This window comes from Aeromonas sp. TECH754 (genome assembly GCF_056279295.1).
Window position 1 is genome coordinate 3534034 of record NZ_JBWBRA010000001.1, and the last position, 21621, is coordinate 3555654.

The following is a 21621-nucleotide window of genomic DNA, read 5'->3' on the forward strand; positions in this document are numbered from 1 at the left end:
AGCGCCACTCTGTGGTGCTATCTCTTTATTCGTCTTCCGGATTGGGGAGCAGCACCTCGGTCAAGCGCCCCTCCTCATCACGACTCAGCACCAACTTGCGGCCCGGTTGCAGGTCGACGGGGTTGCCATTCAGCCAGCGGGTCTTCGCATCGAACATCAACCCCCCCAGCTCTTGCAGCAGCAAGGTTTGGCCAGCCACGGCGAGCAGCCGATCCTCTGCCCGCTGCCATTGACTGCTCTGCGCCAGACTCGGGGGCGAGGTGACCAGCTGGATCTGCTCGGCGACACCGTAACGGCTCTGGATGGCGAGCCGCATGCCGGGCCTCAGTTCATCGGCCCGCTCCACGCCGACCAGCTCGGCACTGCCGAGTTCCAGCTCAGCCCCCTGAAATTGCAGGCGGATGCCGTCGTTGTGCTCCAGTTCCACCAGCCAGAGTTCGGACTCCACGGCCAGGGCGCCGAGGGGCAGCAACAACAGCACAAGGGTGGCTTTGGTCATGGAAGGCCTCGAAGGATGGGAGACTCGAGGCTTAACTATGGGCCGACTCCGGCCTTTTTTCCGGCGGGCTCAGAGATGCCTGTGTCAGACCCGGGCTCAGCATCCCGATCGGAGTGCCAAACAGCGGGCGATCAATCCTCTTCACGGCAACGGCTCAGCCGCATGCCGTCAAACCGACATTCCAGCTCCAGCCAGCGGCCCTCAAAGGGAGCCAGGCTGTCATCCGAGGTGACATAGCCCCAGATCCGCCCCTGCTCCACCGGTCCCTCCAGCTCCATCTCTCCCTCCTCTTCCAGCGCCTCCACCTCGCGGATCAGCCGCTGCCCTCCCTGCATCACCCCTTCCAGATCGACCCAGGTTCCACCCAGATCGTCCTCGTCGAGGCCATCCTTGAAGCGGGTCTGTTCATCGATGACAAAGGGAATGCCGTTGACCATCAACTGTCCCAGTTGCCAGCTGGTGCGGCCGGTCAGCTTGAACTCGGCCGCCTGCGCCAGACCAAAGGGTAATAAAATCAATAGCCAGAGGGCACAGAGAGACTTCTTCATCGGGGATCCTCGGGGTTACACTGGCACACAGGATGCTTCATCCAGTGTGAAATGGCCGTGAAATATCGGCCAAAACCAGGAGATGGATACATGAAAATACTGGTGGTGGAAGACAATCCCCAGGTGGCGGAGACCATCATGGACTACCTGGAACTGGCGGGACACCGGCTGGACTGCGCCTACCATGGCCAGGCGGCCCTGCAACTGCTGGCACAGCAACGCTTCGACGTCATCATCATGGACGTGATGATGCCGCGCCTCGACGGCCTGCGCACCGTGGAGCAGCTGCGGGCCGATGGCATCGCGACCCCGGTGCTGTTTCTCACCGCCCGCGACAGCCTGGACGACAAGCTGGCGGGCTTTCGCGCCGGCGGTGACGACTACCTGGTCAAGCCGTTCGCCATGGAAGAGCTGGAGGTCCGGCTGCAGGCCCTAGCCCTGCGCGGGCCCCGTGCCGACATGGGCGTCCTCAGCTTCGGCGAGCTGGAGGTGGATCCAGCCAGCGGCCGCGCCCGCCGCGCCGGAGTGGAGCTCAAGCTCGGCAAGATCCCGTTCCAGATCCTCAGCCTGCTGGTGAAGCGCGCGCCGCAGCTGGTGACGCGCCAGGAGGTGCTCGACAGCGTCTGGGGGGATGAGGAGCCCGACTCCGATGCCCTGCGCAGCCACATCTATGCCCTGCGCAACGCCCTCGACAAGCCCTTCGAGACCCCCATGCTGGAGACCCTGCACGGCCAGGGCTACCGGCTGGTGACCCCATGAGACCGCCGAGCTTGCCTCCCCCCTCGCCGACAGGCTCCGGCCTGCCCCCCTTGCCGGCTTGTACCAGGTGGGGACAATGACCCTGCCCAGCCTGCGCCGGCGGCTGATCCTGGCGCTGGGGAGCGCCGGGCTCTTGCTGCTCGTCATCCTCAGCCTGCTGATGGTGGTGGCCGAAGACAAGATGGAGGAGCTGAGCCTGCGCCACTGGCTGGAGGCCGAAGTCACCCGCTACAACGATGACTGGCTGCGGCTCGGTCAGGAGGCCCCCGCCCCCAGCCCGCGCCAGTTCTCCAGCTACTGGACCCAGGCCGGTCGGCTGCCCACCTGGCTCAAGGACTACACCTCCCCCGGCTTCTACGAGCACCAGCTCGGCGATGAGGACAAGCACTTCCTGGTACGGCCCCATCCCTCCGGCCTGGGACTGCTCTACCTCGTCTTCAACGACGACGCCGACGACTACCTGGATCCTTACGAAGACAAGCTGCACCTGGCCACCCGGCTGATCGGGCTGGCCCTGCTGATCGCCTGCATAGGGTTCGGCATCTGGCTGGTGCGCCACATCACCGGCCCCCTCGAGCGACTGCGCCAACGGGTCGCCCACCTCACCCCGGATCAGGCGGACTTCGTGCCGGACGCCCCCTGGCAGGAGCTGCGGGAGATAGAACTGGCACTGCTGGCGGGCAAGCAAGAGGTGGCTGCCGTGTTCGCCAGGGAGCAGGAGTTCAGCCGCTTCGCGAGCCACGAGCTGCGCACCCCCAACATGGTGATCCAGGGCTCGGCGGCCCTGCTCGGCAAGGTGGCGGACTTGCCCCCCCCCGCCGCCCGGGCGGCGGGCCGCATCCGCGCCGCCAGCGACGAGATGGCGCTGCTCACCGAGACCTTCCTGCTGCTGGGCCGCAAGGAGGACGTCGAGCGCCCACCACAGCGGGTAGCCCCACTGATCCATCAGGAGCTGGCCCGCCTCGCCCCTCTGCTGCAACGGGAGAGTCTGGCGATCCGGCTTAGTCTGGACGAGGAGAGCGAAGTGCAGGCTCCCCTCTCCCTGCTCGCCATCGCGCTCGGCAACCTGCTCAAGAACGCCCTGAGTTACGCCGATGGCCATATCGAGATCGCACTGACGGGGCAAACCCTCACCATCAGCAACCCCACGGCGGCGGCGCCGGATCAGATCCTCGGCTACGGCTGCGGCCTGACCATCATCCAGCGCATCTGCGAGAAGCTGGGTTGGCAGATAGAGACCCGGCTGGAGGAGGGCGTCTTTAGCGCCAGGCTGGAGATGAGCACATCCGGCCCTACGAGGTCATAGCTCCCCTCATCCCCAACCCTTCTCTCCGTCTCTGCAAAAAAGCGGGACAAGGGAGCAAAACACCGATCACCTGACTCGCCTCCACATCACCGCTCGGCCTCCTCTTCCTTTGGGAAAGGTGGGGGATGCCTTTCAACAAGACGGCCAACAACAACAAGGCGCCCTCGGGCGCCTTGTCTGATCCAACCATCCGTTTGCCGAATTCACTCCGCCGGCTTGTGCTTGCGGCTCGCCTTGAGTTCCAGAAAATCGATGATCTTGCCCGCCACATCCTTGCCGGAGGCCGCCTCCACCCCTTGCAGACCGGGGGAGGAGTTGACCTCCAGCACCAGCGGGCCGCGGGCACTGCGCAGGATATCCACCCCGGCCACGTCCAACCCCATGATCTTCGCGGCCTGCACCGCGGTCGCCCGCTCCTCGGGGCTTATCTTGATCGCCTCGGCGGTGCCGCCCCGGTGCAGGTTGGAGCGAAACTCCCCCGGCTGAGCCTGCCGGCGCATGGCGGCGACCACCTTGCCGTTGACCACCAGGCAGCGGATGTCGGCACCGTTCGCCTCGCGAATATACTCCTGCACCAGGATGTTGTTGTTGGTCTGGATGAAGGCCTCGATCACGCTCTCCGCGGCCTTCTGGGTCTCGCACAGCACAACGCCAATGCCCTGGGTGCCTTCCAGCAGCTTCACCACCAGGGGCGCGCCGCCCACCATGGTGATGAGATCCGGCACGTCGTGGGTGCTGTGGGCATAACCGGTGATGGGCAGGCCTATGCCGTGGCGGGAGAGCAGTTGCATGGCGCGCAGCTTGTCGCGGGAGCGGGAAATGGCGACCGAGCTGTTCAGCGCCATGGTATTCATCATCTCGAACTGGCGCAGCACGGCGGTGCCGTAGAAGGTGATGCTGGCGCCGATGCGCGGGATCACGGCGTCATAGCTGCCCAACTCCCGCCCCTCGTAGTGGATGGAAGGGTTGTGGGAGGCGATGTTCATGTAGCAACGCAGGGTGTCGAGCACCTCGACCTGATGACCACGGGCCTGGGCCACCTCGACCAGACGGCGGGTGGAGTAGTTGTTGGGCTCACGGGATAAAATGGCAATATTCATGGAAATGGCAGACCTGATAATCGGACTGGAGAGTATAAGGTGCCACGGACTGCTGGCAACGCCAATCCTTTCCCCTCACCATTCGCCTTTCTGCAAGACAATCTAAAACAGATTCAATGAGGCCCTCGCAATTGCTGCTGCAGCCCGAGCAACAGCCCCACCTCCTGCAAACGGCGGGCGCTGACCCCGCCCCATCCCGCGGCGGGAACCGCCGCCAGCAGGGTCTTGGCGATGCAGTGGCGATAGAGGGGCCCCTCCAGCTGCCAGCGCTGCATAACGCCGTTCTCATGATAATGCAGCCAGGCCTGATTGCCGCTGCGCAGCAACTCCAGCTGGCGCCCATCGTTCAGCAGGAGACTGAGCCCCTTCTTCTCCACCCCGGGCCCCGCGTACTTGTCGAGCCAGAGCGTCAGCGGCACCCCGGCCGCCTCGCCGCGCAGACAGGCACGCCCCTCGGCGGTGGTCAGATCCCCCTGCTCAATGGGCTGACCCAGCCTATCGCAGACGTTCTCGGCGACCAGCTGCAGGCGGTCGTCCCCGCCGAGGGCCACCAGCAGCTCGCGGATCATCGCCAGCAGATGGGTGCCGATGTCGAGGATGACCCCGTCCGGGTGATGGAAGGTTCGTTGATCCGGCTCGCCGGTTGCAAAATTGAGGGCAAAGGGGTGACCCTGCGGGTCGATGCCGCAGGGCTCCAGCAGGAAGCCTTCCACCGAGGCCACGTCCTCGATGGACGCGGGCCGAATGCCGGCTTCAGCTGTCAGCGGCTGCCAGCCGGCATCCAGCTCGCCGCCGAGCAGTTGCTGCACGGCGGTGCGCGCCATCCAGTGATCCAGCGCCAACACCCGGCTCGCCACGGCAGGATCCGCCAAGAGCGTCTGCAGCCGGGCGTGCTGAGCCAGGCTGGCCACCATGGGTTTCTCCACCAGTATGAGGGGGATGCGGCTTGCCAGCGCCCGCTCCAGCACCGGCAGATGCAGCAGGGAGGGGGTGGCAATGACCAACCGGTCCAGCGGCAGTGCCAGCAGGGCGTCCAGACTCGGGGCCGACGTCACCCCTGGCAGCATCCGCGCCGGATCAAAGCCCAAAATTTCAGCATTTTCCGCCAAAATAGCGAGCGCAGGCAGATAGGCCGTCTGCACCACGGCCCCCAGGCCGACGAATCCAATCTTCATCACCACCTCGATTCAGGGTCCATAGACCCGTGAATGGGCCAACTGGGTGGCTAGGTCACACCGCGCTGGCACAGGCAAAGTGACACGCCAAGAGGAGGCATCACCTTCATATCAATAAAAGGGGAAGCTGGCTCAATGGAGGGGGCCGACCCCGCTTTGCTCCATTCGCCAGCGCAGCACAGCCCGATCAAAGTCTGCCCTGGCCCGGGTGATGTATCGCTCCGACCGCTGCAGAAAGCACACGAGATGATCCCGATGAATCTGCGCCCGCTTCACCACGAATCTGGCTGGATCGTGGGAGGTGCCGTCCCGCTGCTTGCGTTCACGCCACTCCACCCTATGGTTCAACCCTTCACGCAGAGCCACCATCTCTGACGAGTCGTAGAAGCGAGCGCGCTCATGGAAGAAGCCGGCCAGTGCAGAGGCCGACACATCCAGCGCCCGACAGAACACCTTGAAATCGACGTATCCCTCTTCATCCGCTTCGGCAAGACAGCGAGAAATCAACGCCTCATCCGGCCAGGCCTCATCATCTCTTGCCTTGTCCATTTCCCCTCCTAGCCACTTACACCTGATCAATGCAGGTTCGGCCCCAGCCAGCGCTCGGCTTCCGCCAGGGTCATGCCCTTGCGCTGGGCGTAATCTTCCACCTGATCTTGCTGGATCTGCGCCACCGCGAAGTATTTGCTCTCGGGGTGAGAGAAGTACCAGCCGGACACCGCCGCCCCCGGCCACATGGCGTAGGACTCGGTCAACTGCATACCGATGGCCTGCTCCACATCGAGCAGCTCCCAGATGCTGCCCTTCTCGGTGTGCTCCGGGCAGGCCGGGTAGCCGGGCGCCGGGCGGATGCCGCGATAGTTCTCGCGGATCAGCTCCTCGTTGGAAAGCGCCTCATCGGCGGCATAACCCCAATGCAGCTTGCGCACCTGCTCGTGCAGGTATTCGGCGAAGGCCTCGGCCAGACGGTCGCACACCGCCTGCACCAGGATGGCGTTGTAGTCATCGAGCTGCGCCTTGTAGGCGTTGGCGATGGCTTCTTCACCTATGCCGCCGGTCACCGCGAAGGCACCGATCCAATCCGCCTTGCCGCTCTCCTTGGGCGCGACATAGTCCGCCAGACAGTAGTTCGGGAAGCCCTGCTTCTCGCTCTGCTGGCGCAGGTGGTGCAGCACCTTGCGCACCTCGCTGCGGGACTCGTCGGTGTAGACCTCGATGCTGTCGCCGACGGCGTTGGCGGGGAAGAGGCCGATGATGCCGGCGCAGCGCACGCTGCCGTCACGCTCCAGCAGATCCAGCATGGCGTTGGCGTCGGCAAACAGCTTGGTCGCCTCCTCGCCTATGATCTCGTCCTCCAGGATGCGCGGATACTTGCCCGCCAGCTCCCAGCTGAGGAAAAACGGCGTCCAGTCGATGTAGGGACGCAGCACCGAGATGGCGACGTTCTCAAACGTCTGTACCCCTGGCTCGCGCGGCGCTGGCGGCTGATAGTTCACCCAGTCCAGCTGCTGGCGGTTGGCGCGGGCGTGGGCCAGGCTGACCGGCTTGGAGCGCGGCTGCTTGCGGGCGTGTTGCTCCCGCGCAATCTCGTACTCCTTGTCGATGCGGGCGACGAAGGCGGGCTTGAGCTCGGGGTTGAGCAGGCTCTGGGCCACGCCGACCGCGCGGGAGGCGTTCGACACATAGACCACCGGCTCGCTGTAGTTCTGCTCTATCTTGACCGCGGTGTGCGCCTTGGAGGTGGTGGCGCCGCCGATCAGCAGCGGCAGCTTGAAGCCCTGGCGCTCCATCTCCTTGGCGACGTGTACCATCTCGTCCAGCGAGGGGGTGATGAGGCCGGAGAGGCCGATGATGTCCGCCCCAACTTCCCGCGCGGTTTTCAGGATCTTCTCGCAGGAGACCATGACCCCCAGATCCACTATCTCGTAGTTGTTGCACTGCAACACCACGCCGACGATGTTCTTGCCGATGTCGTGTACGTCGCCCTTGACGGTGGCCATCACTATCTTGCCGTTGCTGGAGCCGCCCGACTTCTCCTGCTCGATGTAGGGTTGCAGGTAGGCGACCGCCCGCTTCATCACCCGCGCCGACTTGACCACCTGGGGCAGGAACATCTTGCCCGCGCCGAACAGGTCGCCGACCACGTTCATGCCGTCCATCAGCGGCCCCTCGATCACGTGCAGCGGCTTCTCGGCCCCGGCCCGCGCGGCTTCGGTATCCTCTTCGATGAAGTCGGTGATGCCCTTGACCAGCGCGTGTTCCAGCCGCTTGCCCACCGGCCAGCTGCGCCACTCCTGATCCCGCGGATCTTCGGCCTGGGCCCCGGCGCCGCGATACTTCTCGGCGATGGCCAGCAGATCCTCGGTGGCGTTGTCATTGAGGTTGAGCACCACGGCGATGACTCTCTCTTTCAACTCCGCCGGAATGTCTTCATAGATGGCGAGCTGACCGGCGTTGACGATGCCCATGTCCATGCCGTTCTGGATGGCGTGGTAGAGGAAGACCGCGTGGATCGCCTCGCGCACCGGCTCGTTGCCACGGAACGAGAAGGAGACGTTGGAGACGCCGCCGGAGATCATCGCATGGGGCAGATTCTCCTTGATGTCCTTCACCGCCTCGATGAAGTCCACCGCGTAGTTGTTGTGCTCGTCGATGCCGGTGGCGATGGCGAAGATGTTGGGGTCGAAGATGATGTCTTCCGGCGGGAAGCCGACCTTGTCCACCAGCACCCGGTAGGCGCGCTGACAGATCTCGAATTTGCGGGCGCGGGTATCGGCCTGGCCCTGTTCGTCGAACGCCATCACGATGACGGCGGCGCCGTAGCGGCGCAGCAGCTTCGCCTGCTCGATAAATTTCGCCTCCCCCTCTTTCATGGAGATGGAGTTAACCACCGGCTTGCCCTGCACGCACTTAAGGCCCGCCTCCAGCACCTCCCACTTGGAGGAGTCGATCATCACCGGCACCCGGGCGATGTCCGGCTCACCGGCGATGAGGTTGAGGAAGCGCACCATGGCCGCCTCGGCGTCCAGCATCCCCTCGTCCATGTTGATGTCGATGATCTGGGCGCCGCTCATGACCTGCTGCTTGGCCACATCGAGGGCCTCGTCGTAGAGCCCCTCCTTGATGAGGCGCTTGAACTTGGCGGAACCGGTGACGTTGGTGCGCTCCCCCACGTTCACGAACATGGATTCCGCGGTGATGATGAGCGGCTCAAGGCCCGACAGCCGGCAGGCCACCGGCAGCTCGGGCAAGACGCGCGGCTTGATACCGGCCACGGCGTCGCTCATGGCGCGGATGTGGGTCGGAGTGGTGCCACAGCAGCCACCCACCAGGTTCAAGAAGCCGCTCGAAGCCCACTCGCGGATGTGCGCCGCCATCTCGCCCGCGTCGAGATCGTACTCGCCGAACGCATTAGGCAGCCCGGCGTTGGGGTGGGCGCTCACAAAGCTCTCGCCGATCCGCGACAGCTCTTCCACATACTCCCGCAGCTCGGCCGGGCCCAGCGCGCAGTTGAGGCCGAACGACAGCGGTTTGACGTGGCGCAATGAGTGATAGAAGGCTTCGGTGGTCTGGCCGGAGAGGGTGCGGCCCGAGGCATCGGTGATGGTGCCGGAGATCATCACCGGCAGGCTGTAGCCCAGCGCCTCGAACACCCCTTCCACCGCGAAGGCGGCCGCCTTGGCGTTGAGGGTGTCGAAAATGGTCTCGATCAGGATGATGTCGGCGCCGCCCTCGATCAGGGCGTGGGTCGATTCGGTGTAGGCAGCCACCAGCTGGTCATAGGTGACGTTGCGCTTGCCGGGATCGTTGACGTCCGGCGAGATGGAGGCGGTACGGTTGGTCGGGCCCAAGACCCCGGCCACGAAGCGCGGCTTGTGGGGCTCGCGTGCGGTCCACTCGTCGGCGACGGCTCGGGCAAGACGGGCGGCCTCAAGGTTGATTTCGGCGGAGAAGGCTTCCATCTCGTAATCGGCCATGGCGATACGGGTGGCGTTGAAGGTGTTGGTTTCGAGGATGTCGGCCCCGGCGGCGCAGTACTGATCGTGGATCTCGCGGATGACCGCCGGCCTGGTCAGCACCAGCAGATCGTTGTTGCCCTTGATGTCGGTATGCCAGTTCGCGAAGCGCTCGCCGCGATAATCCGCTTCACCCAGCCTGTAGCCCTGGATCATGGTGCCCATGGCGCCATCGATGATCAGGATCCGTTCCTTGAGACAAGATTCCAGTTTCTTTGTTATGTCCGACTTTATGCTCGACACCGCTCGTTCCTCTTACATCCATGCAACTGCGTGAGGGTCATCCTAGCAGCAAACAAATCAAATGGAAATCTAGCCGTCTATCAGTCCGTAATCATGATTAAATATACCCACAAATGGGTAATGAGTGCGTCATGAGCCGGGAGTACCCTATGCCCGTCCTCCATCCGGACACGTGCTTGCTGTTTACTAAAGAGAAAAATAACTATGAGCGTCTACTACACACTCTGCTTCTTGGCAGCCTTGGCAATCTTCATTGCCTTTGCCAACCAGTATGTGGTGAAGATCCAGACCACCATCGCCATCACGGCAGGATCCATGCTGATCTCCGCGTTGCTGGTGCTGTTTGGCAAGTTGGGTTGGTTCAATCTGGAACCGCTGGCCGTCGAGACCATGGAGAGCATCGACTTCCAGAACTTCCTGCTGAAGGGGATCCTGGGTTTCCTGCTGTTCGCCGGTGGACTCGGCATCAATCTGAAGGCCCTGCGCAGTCAGAAGTGGGAGATCACCATCCTCTCCATCCTGGCGACCCTGATCTCCACCTTCCTCATCGGCTACGGCTTCTGGTTCATCGCCAAGCTGCTCGGCTGGGAACTGCCGCTGATCTACTGCATGCTGTTCGGTGCGCTGATCTCCCCCACCGACCCCATCGCCGTGCTGGCCATCGTCAAGAAGATGAAGGCGCCACCCCAGATTGCCATCCAGATCGAGGGCGAATCCCTGTTCAATGACGGGGTCGGCCTGGTGATCTTCGCCACCGTGTTCGCGGTCGCCTTCGGCGGGGTCGAGCCGACCTTCACCAGCGTGGCGGGCCTGTTCCTGCATGAGGCCCTCGGCGGCATCCTGTTCGGTGCCGTACTGGGTCTCGTCGCCCACGTGATGATCAGCGCCACCGACGACGGCTCACTCGAGCTGCTGCTGACCCTGTGCATCCCGACCGCCGGCTTCGCCTTCGCCAACATGATCGGCGTCTCCGGCGCCCTGGCCATGGTGGTCACCGGCATCATGATCGGCAACTGGACCCGTCAATCCGGCTTCTCCGAGCAGAGCCGCCACCACCTGGATCACTTCTGGGAGTTGATGGATCAGTTCCTCAACGCCCTGCTGTTCCTGTTGATCGGCCTGGCACTGGTGCTGCTGGACCTCGCCTGGCAAGACTGGATCCTGCTGGTTATCGCCGTGCCGCTCTGCCTGGCCGCCCGCTTCATCAGCGTGTCGCTGCCCTACGTCGCCTTCCGCCGTTTCCGCAGCTACAACACCTTCTCCATCCGTATCCTGACCTGGGGTGGCCTGCGTGGTGGCCTGGCCATGGCCATGGCGCTGGCGCTGCCCTCCGGCGTCATGGTGCTGCCGGAGTACGGTATCGATCTGCGGGAGGTGATCCTGGTGATGACCTACTCGGTGGTGATGTTCTCCATCGTGGTGCAGGGCATGACCATCACGCCCATGATCACCGCCGCCAAGAAGGCCAGCGGCAGCTACTAAGCCAGGGTATTGCCAATAGAAAGGGCTCCCGACGGGAGCCCTTTTGCTGCTCGGCCACTGGCAAAGCCTGTGGCTTTTTTACGCACCAGCAAAATATCTGTTTGCTTTCTATTCATTTTGCAGAGAGAATGCGCGCCGGCTAGTTAATCAGCCCTGTTTATGTTCGCAATGCTTCAACGTTAGATGAATCCTGCCAGTACCCACATAACCTTCCTCTGATTTACTCGCCTTGAGAACCGTCAGGCTGTCTGCCTGCGTTGCCCGGCTCTCACGGTGCAGACCCGATCTGCCCACTTCCAAGTAGCACCATGCATCTGCATGTTCCTTGGCGCATTCCTTGAAAAGTGCAGACGCCCCCAAGGGGCTGGGTATTCCTGCGTGGATCTGACCACGTCCATTAACCTGAAATTTGCAAAAACAAGGAGCAAACACTTAATTTATATAGAGAAATACCATGATGAAAGCCGTACAAACACACAAACCCCTGCGTCGTAGCAAACCCGTCAACCTGCCCCCGCAAGAGCAGGATGCCGATGCCTTCCTGATCCAGTTCAGTACCCGTTTCAGCGGTGGCTTCGCCATCTCCTGCGATGGCATCCCTGGCGAGTTCTCCATCGAAGACCTCAACTGATCCCATCCGCTGACCGCCACGACACAAACAGGCCGCAACTCACGGCGGCCCTTTGATGTCCTGCGGATTGCCGACTCAGACCGGCACGCTTTCCCTGCCCGGATCTTCCAGCAGCAGGCACTCCTCCTCGCTCCCACCCAGCTTGACCAGTCGACCCTGACTCAGCCCCAGCTTGGCCAGCAGCCCGACCGAACGCTCGTTGCCCGGCGTGACGATGGCGATGACCCGCTCGATCCCGAGCCGCTCACGCCCGTCCTGCAACGCAGCCACAGCCGCTTCTATGCCATAACCCTGACCGCGATAAGCCGGCAGGAAAGCGTAGCCGATGTCTTCGCACGGCAGGGTATCGCGCTTGATCAAGCCACAGATGCCGATCCTGGCCTCATCCTCGCGCCTCATCACCAGATAGAGGCCGTGCCCGTGCTGGGCATAGCTGACCGCCGGGCCCTGCTGGATATAGTCTTCGGCATCGCCCAGGGTGCGCACGCCGCGATCCCCGATGTAGCGATGAAAGTCGCTGTCGTTGAGCAGTTCGAGAATGAAGGGGGCATCGGTCAGATTGAGTTCGCGCAGGACGAGGCGCTCGGAGAGGATCATGGCAAAGGCTCTTTTGATAGGAACGACAGGCCACCAAGACTGCCTCCGCGACAACGCCTTGGCAAGATCTGGCGGGCAGAAGTGACGGGGTCGGCGGCAAAAGCACCGGTGATGATGCAGGGCGCCTCCCCTCTGCACCGGTATGAACCCCATTTCGGCGCGAGCCGCGGGCCGGTTGCGGCTATACTGCGGCCCCATCCTTCCCTTCAATGACACAATCAGGACAGAGACCATGACGGAATCCACCGAATTTTTCGACGAACAGACCCTGCTGGAGATGGTTGATAACCAGCTCGCCGACGGCCACCCCCTGCAGGTAAAAGCCACCCTGATGCGGCTGGTGATGAAAGGCACCCCGCGCGAAGAGGCGCTGCAATACATCGCCTGCGCCCTCGGCGCCGAGCTGATGGCGATGGAAGCCGAGCAGGGCCCCTTCAACCTGATCCGCTACGCCGAATTCCTCGACAGCCTGCCCGAGATGCCCTGGGCCGAATAAGGTCCCTCATTGGGCAAGCCTGGCGACCAGCCATTATCATTACTGCCACAGCCAATGACGGGAGTAGGCGGATATGCGCTGGCAAGATCGACGTGAGAGCAACAACGTGGAAGACAGGCGCCAGGAAGGCGGTGGCAGCGGGGGTGGCGGCCTGCCCATAGGTGGCAAGGGCCGCCTCATCCTGATAGTGGTGGTGATGGTGGCGGGTTACTACGGTGTGGATCTGAGCCCATTGCTCGACGATCCGGCCCCGCAAACCCAGGCGCCGCGCCAGAATGCGCCTCAGCCGGCCAACGATCCCCTCGCCAAGTTCACCTCTGTGATGCTCGCCTCCACCGAGGATGCCTGGGGGGAGATCTTCAAGGGCAGCGGCAGCCAATATCAGCCCCCCAAGCTGGTGCTCTATCGCGGTGCCACCCGCACCGGTTGCGGTCAGGGCCAGTCGGTGATGGGCCCCTTCTACTGCCCGGCTGACAGATCGGTTTACATCGATCTCTCCTTCTATCAGGACATGCGCGACAAGCTGGGGGCCGACGGTGACTTCGCCCAGGGCTATGTGGTCGCCCACGAGGTGGGTCACCACGTGCAGAACCTGCTCGGCATCTCCACCAAGGTGCGCCAGCAGCAACAGGGGCTGAGCCAGGCCGCCCAGAACAAGCTGTCGGTCAAACTCGAACTGCAGGCCGACTGCTTCGCCGGGGTCTGGGGCCACTACATGGAGCGGGAGCAGGTGCTGGAGCACGGCGATCTGGAGGAAGCCCTCAATGCCGCTCAGGCCATCGGCGACGACCGGCTGCAGCAGCAGGGTCAGGGCCGGGTGGTGCCGGACAGCTTCACCCACGGCAGCTCGGCCCAGCGGCTGGCCTGGTTCAAGAAGGGCTTCGACAGTGGCAAACCCGCCAGCTGCGACACCTTCGCCGCCCGCTAGACGCCCAAAAAAGGGGCCGGCTCCTGACAGGATCCGGCCCCTTTTCTCATTCATGGGTGAACATCAATACTGGGAGTTGACGATCACCTCCTCCCCCAGCGCCCCCGCCAGGGGCAGCGGCCGGTAGCTGGAGTTGGCAGCCCGCAGCAGACGAATGCCGCGAATGCCAGCCTCCTGCGCAGCCCTGATATCCCCGTCAGCATCACCGTAGAAGACTTTCATCTGCTTATCTTTGAGCCACTGCACCTTAGTGTTCTGGCCTGGCTGATCACCAGCGAAGATCACTGGATTGAGCTGAGTGGCCGGGATATCCATGGTCTGCTGCAAGGTTTTGCTCACAGTTTCGGTCTTGGTGGCCGAGCGGCCAGTGACGAAATAGATGTGGTCACCCCGCTTGAGGTGCATGGCGATCAGCGCCTTGCCCACCTCTTTCGGCATACTGAACTCATCCCAACCATTGTTCATTTTCTCCCAGAAGGCGGGATTCTTCAGATAGCTCTCGTCGTTGGGAGAAAACTCCTGCTTGCCGCGATAGAAACCCGGGCTGGAGAAGAGCAGGGTATCGTCAATATCAAAACCGACCGCCATCGGGGGCAGACCATCCAGACTCTTGGCAATCTGTGCCACCGAGACCCAGTGAATTGGGGCCTGCTGGGCCAAGGTGACGGTGGTGACACCGGCAGCAACCAGCTGAATGGTAGCAGTCTCATCCGCTATGGCAGGCAAGGAGAAGGTGGCAGCCAGCAAGGAGGCAAGCAGCGCTGGGCGTGAAAAGTATTTCATAAGGAGTAGCCATCATTTTCAATCTAAAAAGGGTGTCAATGGTGACCCTTCATCCATCTACAAACTGTGAGGCACCCGACAAAAAGGGGCGTTTGGCACTCAATAATTAATTATTGACCGACAGCAGATCGGTAAAGACGAAGCCATCTCTCACCACAGTTTCCCCTGTTTTTATGGACAGAGGCAGCATGAACATGGGGCCGTCATAGGCCAGGGTGTGGAACTCGCCGTTCTCACCGCAAGGATCCACCCCCTCCGGCAGGGCCGCCAGCAGCGCCTCATCGAACTCGTGACCGCCCAGGCTCATATTCAGCTGCTTGGGATCGAGCGTGCAGATCCTGGCCTTGAGCCCCGCCACCATCATCTCCCGTGCCAGCTCAGAAGTGCTGCTGCCCCAGAGCGGGAACAGCGCCGTGATCCCGGTGCCCTCGAGCTGGCGCTCCCGATAGGCGCGCACGTCCTCGAGGAAGAGATCCCCGAACGCCATGTGCCGGATACCCTTGGCCACCACCTCGGCAATGAAGCCGGTCATGATGCGGCCGTAATCCTCGTTGCTGCAGGGCCAGGGCAGGTCGATAGTCAGCAGCGGCAAGCCGACGCACTGTGCCTGCTGCTCCAGCAACTGCCTGCGCACCCCGTGCATGGCCACCCTCTCGAACGCCTGGTTGAGGGTGGTAAACAGCCCCACCACCTCGATGGCCGGATCCTGCCGCAACCGATGCAGTGCCCAGGCACTGTCTTTCCCGCTGCTCCAGGAGAGCAGCACCTTGGTCTTAATCATCATTTCTCCAACGGTGGGATGCGAGGGGATTGAAGAGCGCACAGCCACAGTCCTTATCACCAGCGATACCTTGCTGGTCTTCGTCATCAGCTCTACGGTCATGTTGCAAACGAAGTGTTGCAAGACTGTGTTGCAAATTGTGCGATTTACATCTCGGGATACAAAAGCATACCCTCGTGATTGAGCGTGTCCCCGCACAAGGATGGGGAACAATAACTAAAAAATCATGGGAAACATAAGGATATGACTACAGTCACCACAACGCATGATAGCAACCGCCCCCTCAACCGACAGGATTACAAGACCCTGAGCCTGGCGGCGCTGGGCGGCGCCCTCGAGTTCTACGACTTCATCATCTTCGTCTTCTTCGCCGTGGTGATAGGCGAACTGTTCTTCCCGACCGATATTCCCGAGTGGCTTCGCCAATTCCAGACCTTCGGCATCTTCGCCGCCGGCTACCTGGCCCGGCCCCTCGGCGGCATCATCATGGCCCACTTTGGCGATCTCATCGGCCGCAAGCGCATGTTCACCCTGAGCATCCTCATGATGGCGCTGCCGACCCTGCTGATCGGCCTGTTGCCCACCTATGCGGCCCTCGGCATCGCCGCCCCGCTGCTGCTGTTGCTGCTGCGCATCCTGCAAGGGGCGGCCATCGGCGGTGAAGTCCCCGGCGCCTGGGTGTTCGTGGCCGAACACGTGCCAACCAAGCGGATCGGCATCGCCTGCGGTACGCTCACGGCAGGCTTGACCGCCGGCATCCTGCTCGGTTCCCTGGTGGCCACTGCCATCAACCGCGGCATGAGTCCGGTCGAGGTGAGCGATTGGGGCTGGCGTCTGGCCTTCGTGCTCGGCGGGGTGTTCGGCATCGTCGCCATGTACTTGCGCCGCTGGCTGCACGAGACCCCGGTCTTCGCCGAGATGCAGGCCAACAAGGCGCTGGCCGAGGAGCTGCCGCTCAAGACCGTACTGCGTGAGCACAAGGGCAGTGTCCTCATCTCCATGCTGCTGACCTGGCTGCTGTCCGCCGGCATTGTGGTGGTGATCCTGATGACCCCGACCTACTTGCAGAAGGTGCATGGCATCAGCCCCGCCGATGCGCTGACCGCCAACTCCCTGGCCATAGTCGCGCTCACCCTGGGCTGCATCTTCTACGGCCGGCTGGCCGATGCCATCGGCAGCGGTCCCACCTTCGTGCTCGGATCCCTGCTGTTGGCAGGAGCGACCTATGCCTTCTATCACGGTCTGGCGGCAGGCATGGAGCAGCTGGTGCCGCTCTATGTGCTGGCCGGTTTCGCCGTCGGCATCGTCGGCGCCGTGCCCTATGTCATGGTCAACGCCTTCCCGGCGGCGGTACGCTTCTCCGGCCTGTCGTTCTCCTACAACGTGGCTTACGCCATCTTCGGTGGCCTGACCCCCATGCTGGTCACCCTCTGGATGAAGAACGACGTGCTGGCGCCCTCCCACTATGTGGTCAGCCTGGCGGCGCTCGGCTTTGTGCTCGGCCTGTGGCTCTGGCTGCGCCAGCGCGGCCAGCGCCGGCCCGTGCCGCAAGCCGCCTGATAGAAAAGGCCCCGCCAGCTGTCGGGGCCTTTTCATAGGGTCTATATTCAGACTGCACTGCATAAGGTAATCTTGCATGGAGCCAGACCATTGTCTGGCTCCTTTCTTTCCTGTCATATGTCAGAGGTTCAAGATGTTCTTCCAGGTCGTATTCATCGCCTTGCTGGCGCTGCTGCCCATGGTCAACCCCCCCACCACGGCCACCCTGTTGCTGGGCTTAAGCAAGGGCATGTCCCGCGAACACATTCGCCGCCAGATCAATCTGGCCGCCATCTACCTGTTCTGTACCCTCTGTGTCAGCTTCTTCATCGGTTCCTCCATCCTGGATCTGTTCGGGATCTCCATTCCCGGGCTGCGGCTGGCCGGCGGTCTCATCATCGCCTTCATCGGCTTTCGCATGCTGTTCCCGGCGCCAAGCCAGGCCGCCGGCGTCGACGTCAACCAGAGCATCGCCTTCGTGCCGCTCACCATGCCCAGCATGTGCGGACCCGGCACCATGGCGCTGGTGATCAGCGGCGCCGCCCAGATTGCCGAGCTGCCCGCCGACTACAACCGCTTCGTCATCTATGCCGCCATGGTCACCGCCTTCGCCCTGATGAGCCTGCTGAGCTGGGGTGTACTCAAGCTGGCGGATCCGGTCTGCAAGATCCTGGGCGCCACCGGCATCGATGCCATGACCCGGATCATGGGCTTCCTGCTGGTGTGCATGGGCATGCAGTTCTGCATCAACGGCATCAAGGAGGTGGCGCAGGATCCCGCGTTCCACGGTGCCCCTGTCGCCCAGGTCCAGCATCAGGCACCGAGCGCAGCCGAACAGGCCATCGAGCAGGCGCTGGAACCAAAAGATGCCGAATGAGGCAAGTTGAACGAGAGAGATAAGGGCTCAGCCTGTTTTTTATACAGCTCAGGTTCAGCTAGCGAGGGCTAAGGTGGTATTGCCACACCAATCTACTCCTTAGGTGATATGAAATGGAAAAGATGCTGACCGAGATCACTGGCTACAGCCTGTTTCATGAATACCTGAACGTGGTCGGCATAGCCAGTCCATCCCCCGCCCGTCTGAGCAAGGGATGGGAACACCGGGAATCCAACCGTCTGGTGGCCCAGATAAGGATCGATCCTCAGGGCAAGCCACACTATTACATCGACGCTCGCGCCATTTCTGCCAGCTGACCGCCTCGCATCAATCAGCCCCGGTACCAGCCGGGGCTTTTTGTTATCCCCGTGCGACGACGCAATAAAAACCCCGGCCTTGAGCCGGGGTTTTTGCCTGATCGCTGCGCGAACACTCAATCCTACTGGGTGCCGCCCACGGTGAGCTGATCCAGCCTGAGGGTGGGCTGGCCGACGCCAACCGGAATGCTCTGCCCCTCCTTGCCACAGACGCCGACTCCGCGATCGAGCGCCAGATCCCGGCCCACCATGGAGACCTGGCTCATGGCTTCAGGGCCGTTGCCGATCAGGGTGGCGCCCTTGATGGGAGTGGTGATCTTGCCATCCTCGATGAGGTAGGCCTCGGAGGCGGAGAAGACGAATTTGCCGGAGGTGATGTCCACCTGACCACCGCCGAAGTTCGGGGCGTAGATACCCTTCTTCACCGAGGCGATGATCTCCGCCGGATCGTACTGACCCGCCAGCATGTAGGTGTTGGTCATGCGCGGCATCGGCAGCGCGGCGTAGGATTCGCGGCGACCGTTGCCGGTGAGCGGCACACCCATCAGCCGGGCATTCTGCTTGTCCTGCAGATAGCCCTTCAGGATCCCGTTTTCGATCAAGACGTTGTAGCCACCCGGCGTACCCTCGTCATCTATGCTGACCGAGCCGCGCAGGCCAGGCAGGGTGCCGTCATCGACGATGGTGCAGTGCTTGGAGGCGACCTGTTCGCCGATGCGACCGGCGAAGGCGGACGAGCCCTTGCGGTTGAAGTCCCCCTCCAGACCGTGGCCCACGGCTTCGTGCAACAGCACACCGGGCCAGCCGGCGCCGAGCACCACCGGCATGGTGCCGGCCGGGGCATCGATGGCCTCAAGGTTGACCAGCGCCTGGCGCACGGCCTCCCGCACATAGCCAAAGGCGCGGCTCTCCAGCCCGTCCAGCTCGAGGAAGTAGTCATAACCGCAGCGACCACCGCCCCCTGCGCTGCCACGCTCGCGGCGCTCCCCCTTCTCGGCGATGACGGTCACCGACAGCCGTACCAGCGGGCGCACGTCGGCGGCCAGAGTACCGTCGGTGGCAGCCACCAGGATCTCCTCGTAGACGCCACTGATGGAGGCCATCACCTGATTGATGGCAGGATCCAGGCTGCGGGCGAACCTGTCCATCTGCTCCAGCAAGGCGATCTTCTGCAGCTTGTCGAGAGTCTGCAGCGGATCCATGGCCGGGTAGAGCAGGTTGGCCGAAGTGCGGGCCCAAGCCTTCACCTTGCCCTGCGCCCCGACAGCGGCGATGCCACGGGCGGCGGTGACCGACTGTTGCAGCGCCAGCAGGCTCAGCTCATCGGAGTAGGCGAAGCCGGTCTTCTCGCCGCTGACGGCACGCACCCCGACCCCCTGGTCGATGTTGTAGCTGCCATCCTTGACGATGCCATCTTCCAGCATCCAGGACTCGTGCCAGCTGCGCTGGAAATAGAGGTCACCGAACTCCACCTGATGGCTCATCAGGCTGCCGAGCAACTTTTGCAGTTGCCCCTCATCGAGGTCGTTCGGGGCCAACAGGGAGGCACTAACCTGGCTCAATAGACTCAATCTTTCTCTCCAATCTCGATGTGAGATGTCGTAACGGTTAAATCGTGCGGGTCGTAATAACCCCACCCGGCCCTCCCCTTCACAAGGAGAGGGAGCTGACTACTCTTCCCCCTTTCGAAGGGGGAGGTCGGGAAGGGGTTGTTGGCATTCAATCCGTTCTATACCAGTCAAAGCCACGGGATCACAACAACCTAGCGTGTTGCATCACCGGCATGGTGCGCTTCAACTCTTCGACCAGTCCGGCATCCATCTGTGCCAACACTGTGCCGGCGCCGCTTGGCTGGCAAGCCAACACCCTTCCCCAGGGGTCAATCACCATGCTGTGACCCCAGGTCTGGCGCCCCGTCTCGTGGGTGCCCCCCTGATTGGCCGCCACCACATAACACTGGTTCTCGATGGCACGGGCCCGCAGCAGCGGCTCCCAGTGCGCCTCGCCGGTCACGGCGGTAAAGGCCGCGGGCACCAGCAGCACCCGGGCACCGGTACGCGCCAGCTGGCGATAGAGCTCGGGAAAACGCAGATCATAACAGATCGAGAGGCCGAGGGGACCAAAGGGGGAGTCTACCAACACGGGCTCCTGGCCCGGGCTGAAGGTCTCCGACTCCCGGTAACGGCCGTGGCTGTCTGCCACGTCTACGTCAAACAGATGGATCTTGTGGTAGTGACCCTTAAGCGCCCCGTCTGGATCAAACACCAGCGAGCTGGTGTGAATGTGGTCCGAGCCAGCAATGACGGTCGGCATGGCGCCGGCGACCAGCCAGATCCCGTGCTCCCTGGCCCAGGCGGTCAGTTGCGCCTGGATGGGGCCGGCGTCAGCCGGATCGGTGTCGAGCGCCTCGGCGCCGTCCAGATACCCCTGCCGATCACCGAACAGGGCGAAGTTTTCCGGCAGCAGTGCCAGCAATGGCCGCTCTTTGGGCAAGGCAGCCAGCTCGGCGGCAATCTGCTCCCGGTTATCCTGCCAGCAACGGCCGGACACCAGCTGTATTGCGGCTAACCACATGACTCTCTCCTTGTCCGCGTTACTCGCGATCCACAATATTCGGGTCTTTATCCATCTCTGCCAACAGTTTACGCAGATGATGCCTGACTAATCCCCGTTGGCCCCGCTCCGCCCATTTGAGGCAATCGAACAGTTCCCACACCAGACCATTACCGTCCCCCATGTAGGCAGGGAAATCCCAATGGCTGGGCGCGGGCCCCGAGACCTCCAGCGCCGATAGAGAATGGGTTTTATCAAAAAGAGGCATGTAAGGCTTGGCAAGCGGGAAACCGGCATCGCGATCAAGGATATGGATCTCGATGCTGGACATATCCAGGAAGATATAGCGCCAGTAGGAACAGACATTTTCATGTCTTCCTTGCCAACAGTGGAACACAGCACGTTCACCCACAATGGAACGAACCAGCGCTTCCCCATGCTGGTGAAAACCCGGCTCGGCCAGCAACAAGACATCGACATCAGAGACCCGGTCCGCCTTTCCTTTGGCAAGCGAGCCAACCACCACCCCGGCACCAATGGCGGGATGGGCTTTGCCATGTTCCACCACGGCTCGCAACAACGCCAATTGCAGCGGTGGAATCTTGCCCCAGCGCTCATCCTCCATCATGACAGCGTCCCAACAGCAACCGCATCGCCGGCCTGCAGGCTGTAATCCAGCACTATGATGCGATCCAGCACGGGACGAAAGAGCGCCTTGAGGGCGTCGTGATCCGGGTGGGGCAGATAGCGCTGGCGGGCGGCTTCATCGGCGAAGGTCATCAGCACGCTGTGGGTAAAACCTTCGGCACGCCCCTCCGGACTGTCATTTTGGCCCCACTCCACGGCCAGCACGCCGCTGACCTGGTGCGGGATGGCGAGAAAGGCCGCCCTGACGGCCGCGATATCGCCGGGACTGGCCTCACCCTTGAAGGTGATCAGCAGAATATGTCGGATCATGGCTCACTCCTTGTGATGATGCCGGGCCGCTAGT

At 62.6% G+C, this 21621-nt stretch carries 22 protein-coding genes; 9 read left to right on the plus strand and 13 right to left on the minus strand.

The features are described from left to right. Positions 1-25: 25 nt before the first annotated feature. Positions 26-499, minus strand: coding sequence for a hypothetical protein (locus ACZ9IL_RS16050; RefSeq protein WP_476004388.1), 474 nt, complete (start codon positions 497-499; stop codon positions 26-28). Positions 500-630: 131 nt separating this feature from the next. Continuing rightward, positions 631-1047: a hypothetical protein gene (locus tag ACZ9IL_RS16055; RefSeq protein WP_476004389.1), complete on the minus strand. Its 417-nt coding sequence runs from the start codon at positions 1045-1047 to the stop codon at positions 631-633. Between the two features lie 90 nt (positions 1048-1137). Between ACZ9IL_RS16055 and ACZ9IL_RS16060 the strand changes: the two genes are divergently transcribed. Further along, on the plus strand, positions 1138-1806 hold the full coding sequence (locus ACZ9IL_RS16060) for a response regulator transcription factor (protein WP_476004390.1): 669 nt from the start codon (positions 1138-1140) through the stop codon (positions 1804-1806). 76 nt (positions 1807-1882) lie between these two features. Then, positions 1883-3112, plus strand: a complete 1230-nt coding sequence (locus ACZ9IL_RS16065; protein ID WP_476004391.1) for a sensor histidine kinase — start codon at positions 1883-1885, stop codon at positions 3110-3112. Between the two features lie 203 nt (positions 3113-3315). On the opposite strand, the gene rimK is transcribed toward ACZ9IL_RS16065, so the two are convergent. From rimK to metH, 4 genes are all read right to left on the minus strand, one after another. Beyond that, positions 3316-4212, minus strand: coding sequence for a 30S ribosomal protein S6--L-glutamate ligase (gene rimK, locus ACZ9IL_RS16070; protein ID WP_476004392.1), 897 nt, complete (start codon positions 4210-4212; stop codon positions 3316-3318). A gap of 113 nt (positions 4213-4325) precedes the next feature. Next, positions 4326-5387: a Gfo/Idh/MocA family oxidoreductase gene (locus ACZ9IL_RS16075; protein WP_476004393.1), complete on the minus strand. Its 1062-nt coding sequence runs from the start codon at positions 5385-5387 to the stop codon at positions 4326-4328. 132 nt (positions 5388-5519) lie between these two features. Beyond that, a complete protein-coding gene (locus ACZ9IL_RS16080) occupies positions 5520-5936 on the minus strand; it encodes a hypothetical protein (protein WP_476004394.1) in 417 nt (138 codons plus the stop codon). Positions 5937-5962: 26 nt separating this feature from the next. Then, a complete protein-coding gene (gene metH, locus ACZ9IL_RS16085; protein ID WP_476004395.1) occupies positions 5963-9646 on the minus strand; it encodes a methionine synthase in 3684 nt (1227 codons plus the stop codon). Positions 9647-9850: 204 nt separating this feature from the next. Between metH and ACZ9IL_RS16090 the strand changes: the two genes are divergently transcribed. Next, entirely contained in the window at positions 9851-11128 is a 1278-nt protein-coding gene (locus ACZ9IL_RS16090) for a cation:proton antiporter (protein ID WP_476004396.1), read from the plus strand. Positions 11129-11582: 454 nt separating this feature from the next. Next, a complete protein-coding gene (locus ACZ9IL_RS16095) occupies positions 11583-11759 on the plus strand; it encodes a hypothetical protein (protein ID WP_476004397.1) in 177 nt (58 codons plus the stop codon). A 75-nt stretch (positions 11760-11834) separates the two neighbouring features. Here ACZ9IL_RS16095 and ACZ9IL_RS16100 read toward each other — a convergent pair whose 3' ends face one another. Next, positions 11835-12356, minus strand: coding sequence for a GNAT family N-acetyltransferase (locus tag ACZ9IL_RS16100; RefSeq protein WP_476004398.1), 522 nt, complete (start codon positions 12354-12356; stop codon positions 11835-11837). 232 nt (positions 12357-12588) lie between these two features. Between ACZ9IL_RS16100 and ACZ9IL_RS16105 the strand changes: the two genes are divergently transcribed. Both ACZ9IL_RS16105 and ypfJ read left to right on the plus strand, forming a co-directional pair. Further along, a complete protein-coding gene (locus tag ACZ9IL_RS16105; protein ID WP_476004399.1) occupies positions 12589-12852 on the plus strand; it encodes a hypothetical protein in 264 nt (87 codons plus the stop codon). Positions 12853-12925: 73 nt separating this feature from the next. Continuing rightward, entirely contained in the window at positions 12926-13780 is an 855-nt protein-coding gene (gene ypfJ, locus ACZ9IL_RS16110) for a KPN_02809 family neutral zinc metallopeptidase (RefSeq protein WP_476004400.1), read from the plus strand. Between the two features lie 63 nt (positions 13781-13843). Here ypfJ and aphA read toward each other — a convergent pair whose 3' ends face one another. Together aphA and ACZ9IL_RS16120 are read right to left on the minus strand one after the other, a co-directional pair. Next, positions 13844-14563: an acid phosphatase AphA gene (aphA, locus tag ACZ9IL_RS16115; protein WP_476004401.1), complete on the minus strand. Its 720-nt coding sequence runs from the start codon at positions 14561-14563 to the stop codon at positions 13844-13846. Positions 14564-14669: 106 nt separating this feature from the next. Next, positions 14670-15344, minus strand: a complete 675-nt coding sequence (locus tag ACZ9IL_RS16120; protein ID WP_476004402.1) for a Dph6-related ATP pyrophosphatase — start codon at positions 15342-15344, stop codon at positions 14670-14672. Between the two features lie 243 nt (positions 15345-15587). Here ACZ9IL_RS16120 and ACZ9IL_RS16125 point away from each other — a divergent pair, with 243 nt between their 5' ends. From ACZ9IL_RS16125 to ACZ9IL_RS16135, 3 genes are all read left to right on the plus strand, one after another. After that, positions 15588-16904, plus strand: a complete 1317-nt coding sequence (locus ACZ9IL_RS16125; RefSeq protein ID WP_476004403.1) for an MFS transporter — start codon at positions 15588-15590, stop codon at positions 16902-16904. A gap of 133 nt (positions 16905-17037) precedes the next feature. Further along, on the plus strand, positions 17038-17760 hold the full coding sequence (locus ACZ9IL_RS16130) for a MarC family NAAT transporter (protein ID WP_476004404.1): 723 nt from the start codon (positions 17038-17040) through the stop codon (positions 17758-17760). 113 nt (positions 17761-17873) lie between these two features. Continuing rightward, the gene (locus tag ACZ9IL_RS16135) at positions 17874-18077 is read left to right on the plus strand and encodes a hypothetical protein (RefSeq protein ID WP_476004405.1); all 204 of its coding nucleotides are present in this window, start codon (positions 17874-17876) and stop codon (positions 18075-18077) included. 122 nt (positions 18078-18199) lie between these two features. Here the strand turns inward: ACZ9IL_RS16135 and tldD are convergent, their stop codons facing one another. The 4 genes from tldD to ACZ9IL_RS16155 form a co-directional block, all read right to left on the minus strand. After that, positions 18200-19648 carry a metalloprotease TldD gene (gene tldD / locus ACZ9IL_RS16140; protein WP_476004406.1) on the minus strand — a complete coding sequence of 483 codons (1449 nt, stop codon included), beginning with the start codon at positions 19646-19648 and terminating at the stop codon, positions 18200-18202. A 181-nt stretch (positions 19649-19829) separates the two neighbouring features. Next, positions 19830-20651 carry a carbon-nitrogen hydrolase family protein gene (locus tag ACZ9IL_RS16145; RefSeq protein ID WP_476004407.1) on the minus strand — a complete coding sequence of 274 codons (822 nt, stop codon included), beginning with the start codon at positions 20649-20651 and terminating at the stop codon, positions 19830-19832. 19 nt (positions 20652-20670) lie between these two features. Further along, positions 20671-21258: a nucleotidyltransferase domain-containing protein gene (locus ACZ9IL_RS16150; protein WP_476004408.1), complete on the minus strand. Its 588-nt coding sequence runs from the start codon at positions 21256-21258 to the stop codon at positions 20671-20673. After that, positions 21255-21587, minus strand: a complete 333-nt coding sequence (locus ACZ9IL_RS16155) for a Dabb family protein (protein ID WP_476004409.1) — start codon at positions 21585-21587, stop codon at positions 21255-21257. The genes ACZ9IL_RS16150 and ACZ9IL_RS16155 overlap by 4 nt, the downstream gene beginning before the upstream one ends. Between the last annotated feature and the right edge of the window lie 34 nt (positions 21588-21621).

Coding starts and splice junctions, on each gene's coding strand:
- ACZ9IL_RS16120 (WP_476004402.1), bottom strand. CDS start 15,344: ATGATTAAGACCAAGGTGCTGCTCTCCTGGAGCAGCGGGAAAGACAGT.
- ACZ9IL_RS16135 (WP_476004405.1), top strand. CDS start 17,874: ATGGAAAAGATGCTGACCGAGATCACTGGCTACAGCCTGTTTCATGAA.
- ACZ9IL_RS16080 (WP_476004394.1), bottom strand. CDS start 5,936: ATGGACAAGGCAAGAGATGATGAGGCCTGGCCGGATGAGGCGTTGATT.
- ACZ9IL_RS16145 (WP_476004407.1), bottom strand. CDS start 20,651: ATGTGGTTAGCCGCAATACAGCTGGTGTCCGGCCGTTGCTGGCAGGAT.
- ACZ9IL_RS16065 (WP_476004391.1), top strand. CDS start 1,883: ATGACCCTGCCCAGCCTGCGCCGGCGGCTGATCCTGGCGCTGGGGAGC.
- ypfJ (WP_476004400.1), top strand. CDS start 12,926: ATGCGCTGGCAAGATCGACGTGAGAGCAACAACGTGGAAGACAGGCGC.
- rimK (WP_476004392.1), bottom strand. CDS start 4,212: ATGAATATTGCCATTTTATCCCGTGAGCCCAACAACTACTCCACCCGC.
- ACZ9IL_RS16130 (WP_476004404.1), top strand. CDS start 17,038: ATGTTCTTCCAGGTCGTATTCATCGCCTTGCTGGCGCTGCTGCCCATG.
- ACZ9IL_RS16050 (WP_476004388.1), bottom strand. CDS start 499: ATGACCAAAGCCACCCTTGTGCTGTTGTTGCTGCCCCTCGGCGCCCTG.
- ACZ9IL_RS16155 (WP_476004409.1), bottom strand. CDS start 21,587: ATGATCCGACATATTCTGCTGATCACCTTCAAGGGTGAGGCCAGTCCC.
- ACZ9IL_RS16055 (WP_476004389.1), bottom strand. CDS start 1,047: ATGAAGAAGTCTCTCTGTGCCCTCTGGCTATTGATTTTATTACCCTTT.
- ACZ9IL_RS16075 (WP_476004393.1), bottom strand. CDS start 5,387: ATGAAGATTGGATTCGTCGGCCTGGGGGCCGTGGTGCAGACGGCCTAT.
- ACZ9IL_RS16125 (WP_476004403.1), top strand. CDS start 15,588: ATGACTACAGTCACCACAACGCATGATAGCAACCGCCCCCTCAACCGA.
- ACZ9IL_RS16105 (WP_476004399.1), top strand. CDS start 12,589: ATGACGGAATCCACCGAATTTTTCGACGAACAGACCCTGCTGGAGATG.
- ACZ9IL_RS16100 (WP_476004398.1), bottom strand. CDS start 12,356: ATGATCCTCTCCGAGCGCCTCGTCCTGCGCGAACTCAATCTGACCGAT.
- ACZ9IL_RS16150 (WP_476004408.1), bottom strand. CDS start 21,258: ATGATGGAGGATGAGCGCTGGGGCAAGATTCCACCGCTGCAATTGGCG.
- aphA (WP_476004401.1), bottom strand. CDS start 14,563: ATGAAATACTTTTCACGCCCAGCGCTGCTTGCCTCCTTGCTGGCTGCC.
- ACZ9IL_RS16095 (WP_476004397.1), top strand. CDS start 11,583: ATGATGAAAGCCGTACAAACACACAAACCCCTGCGTCGTAGCAAACCC.
- ACZ9IL_RS16060 (WP_476004390.1), top strand. CDS start 1,138: ATGAAAATACTGGTGGTGGAAGACAATCCCCAGGTGGCGGAGACCATC.
- ACZ9IL_RS16090 (WP_476004396.1), top strand. CDS start 9,851: ATGAGCGTCTACTACACACTCTGCTTCTTGGCAGCCTTGGCAATCTTC.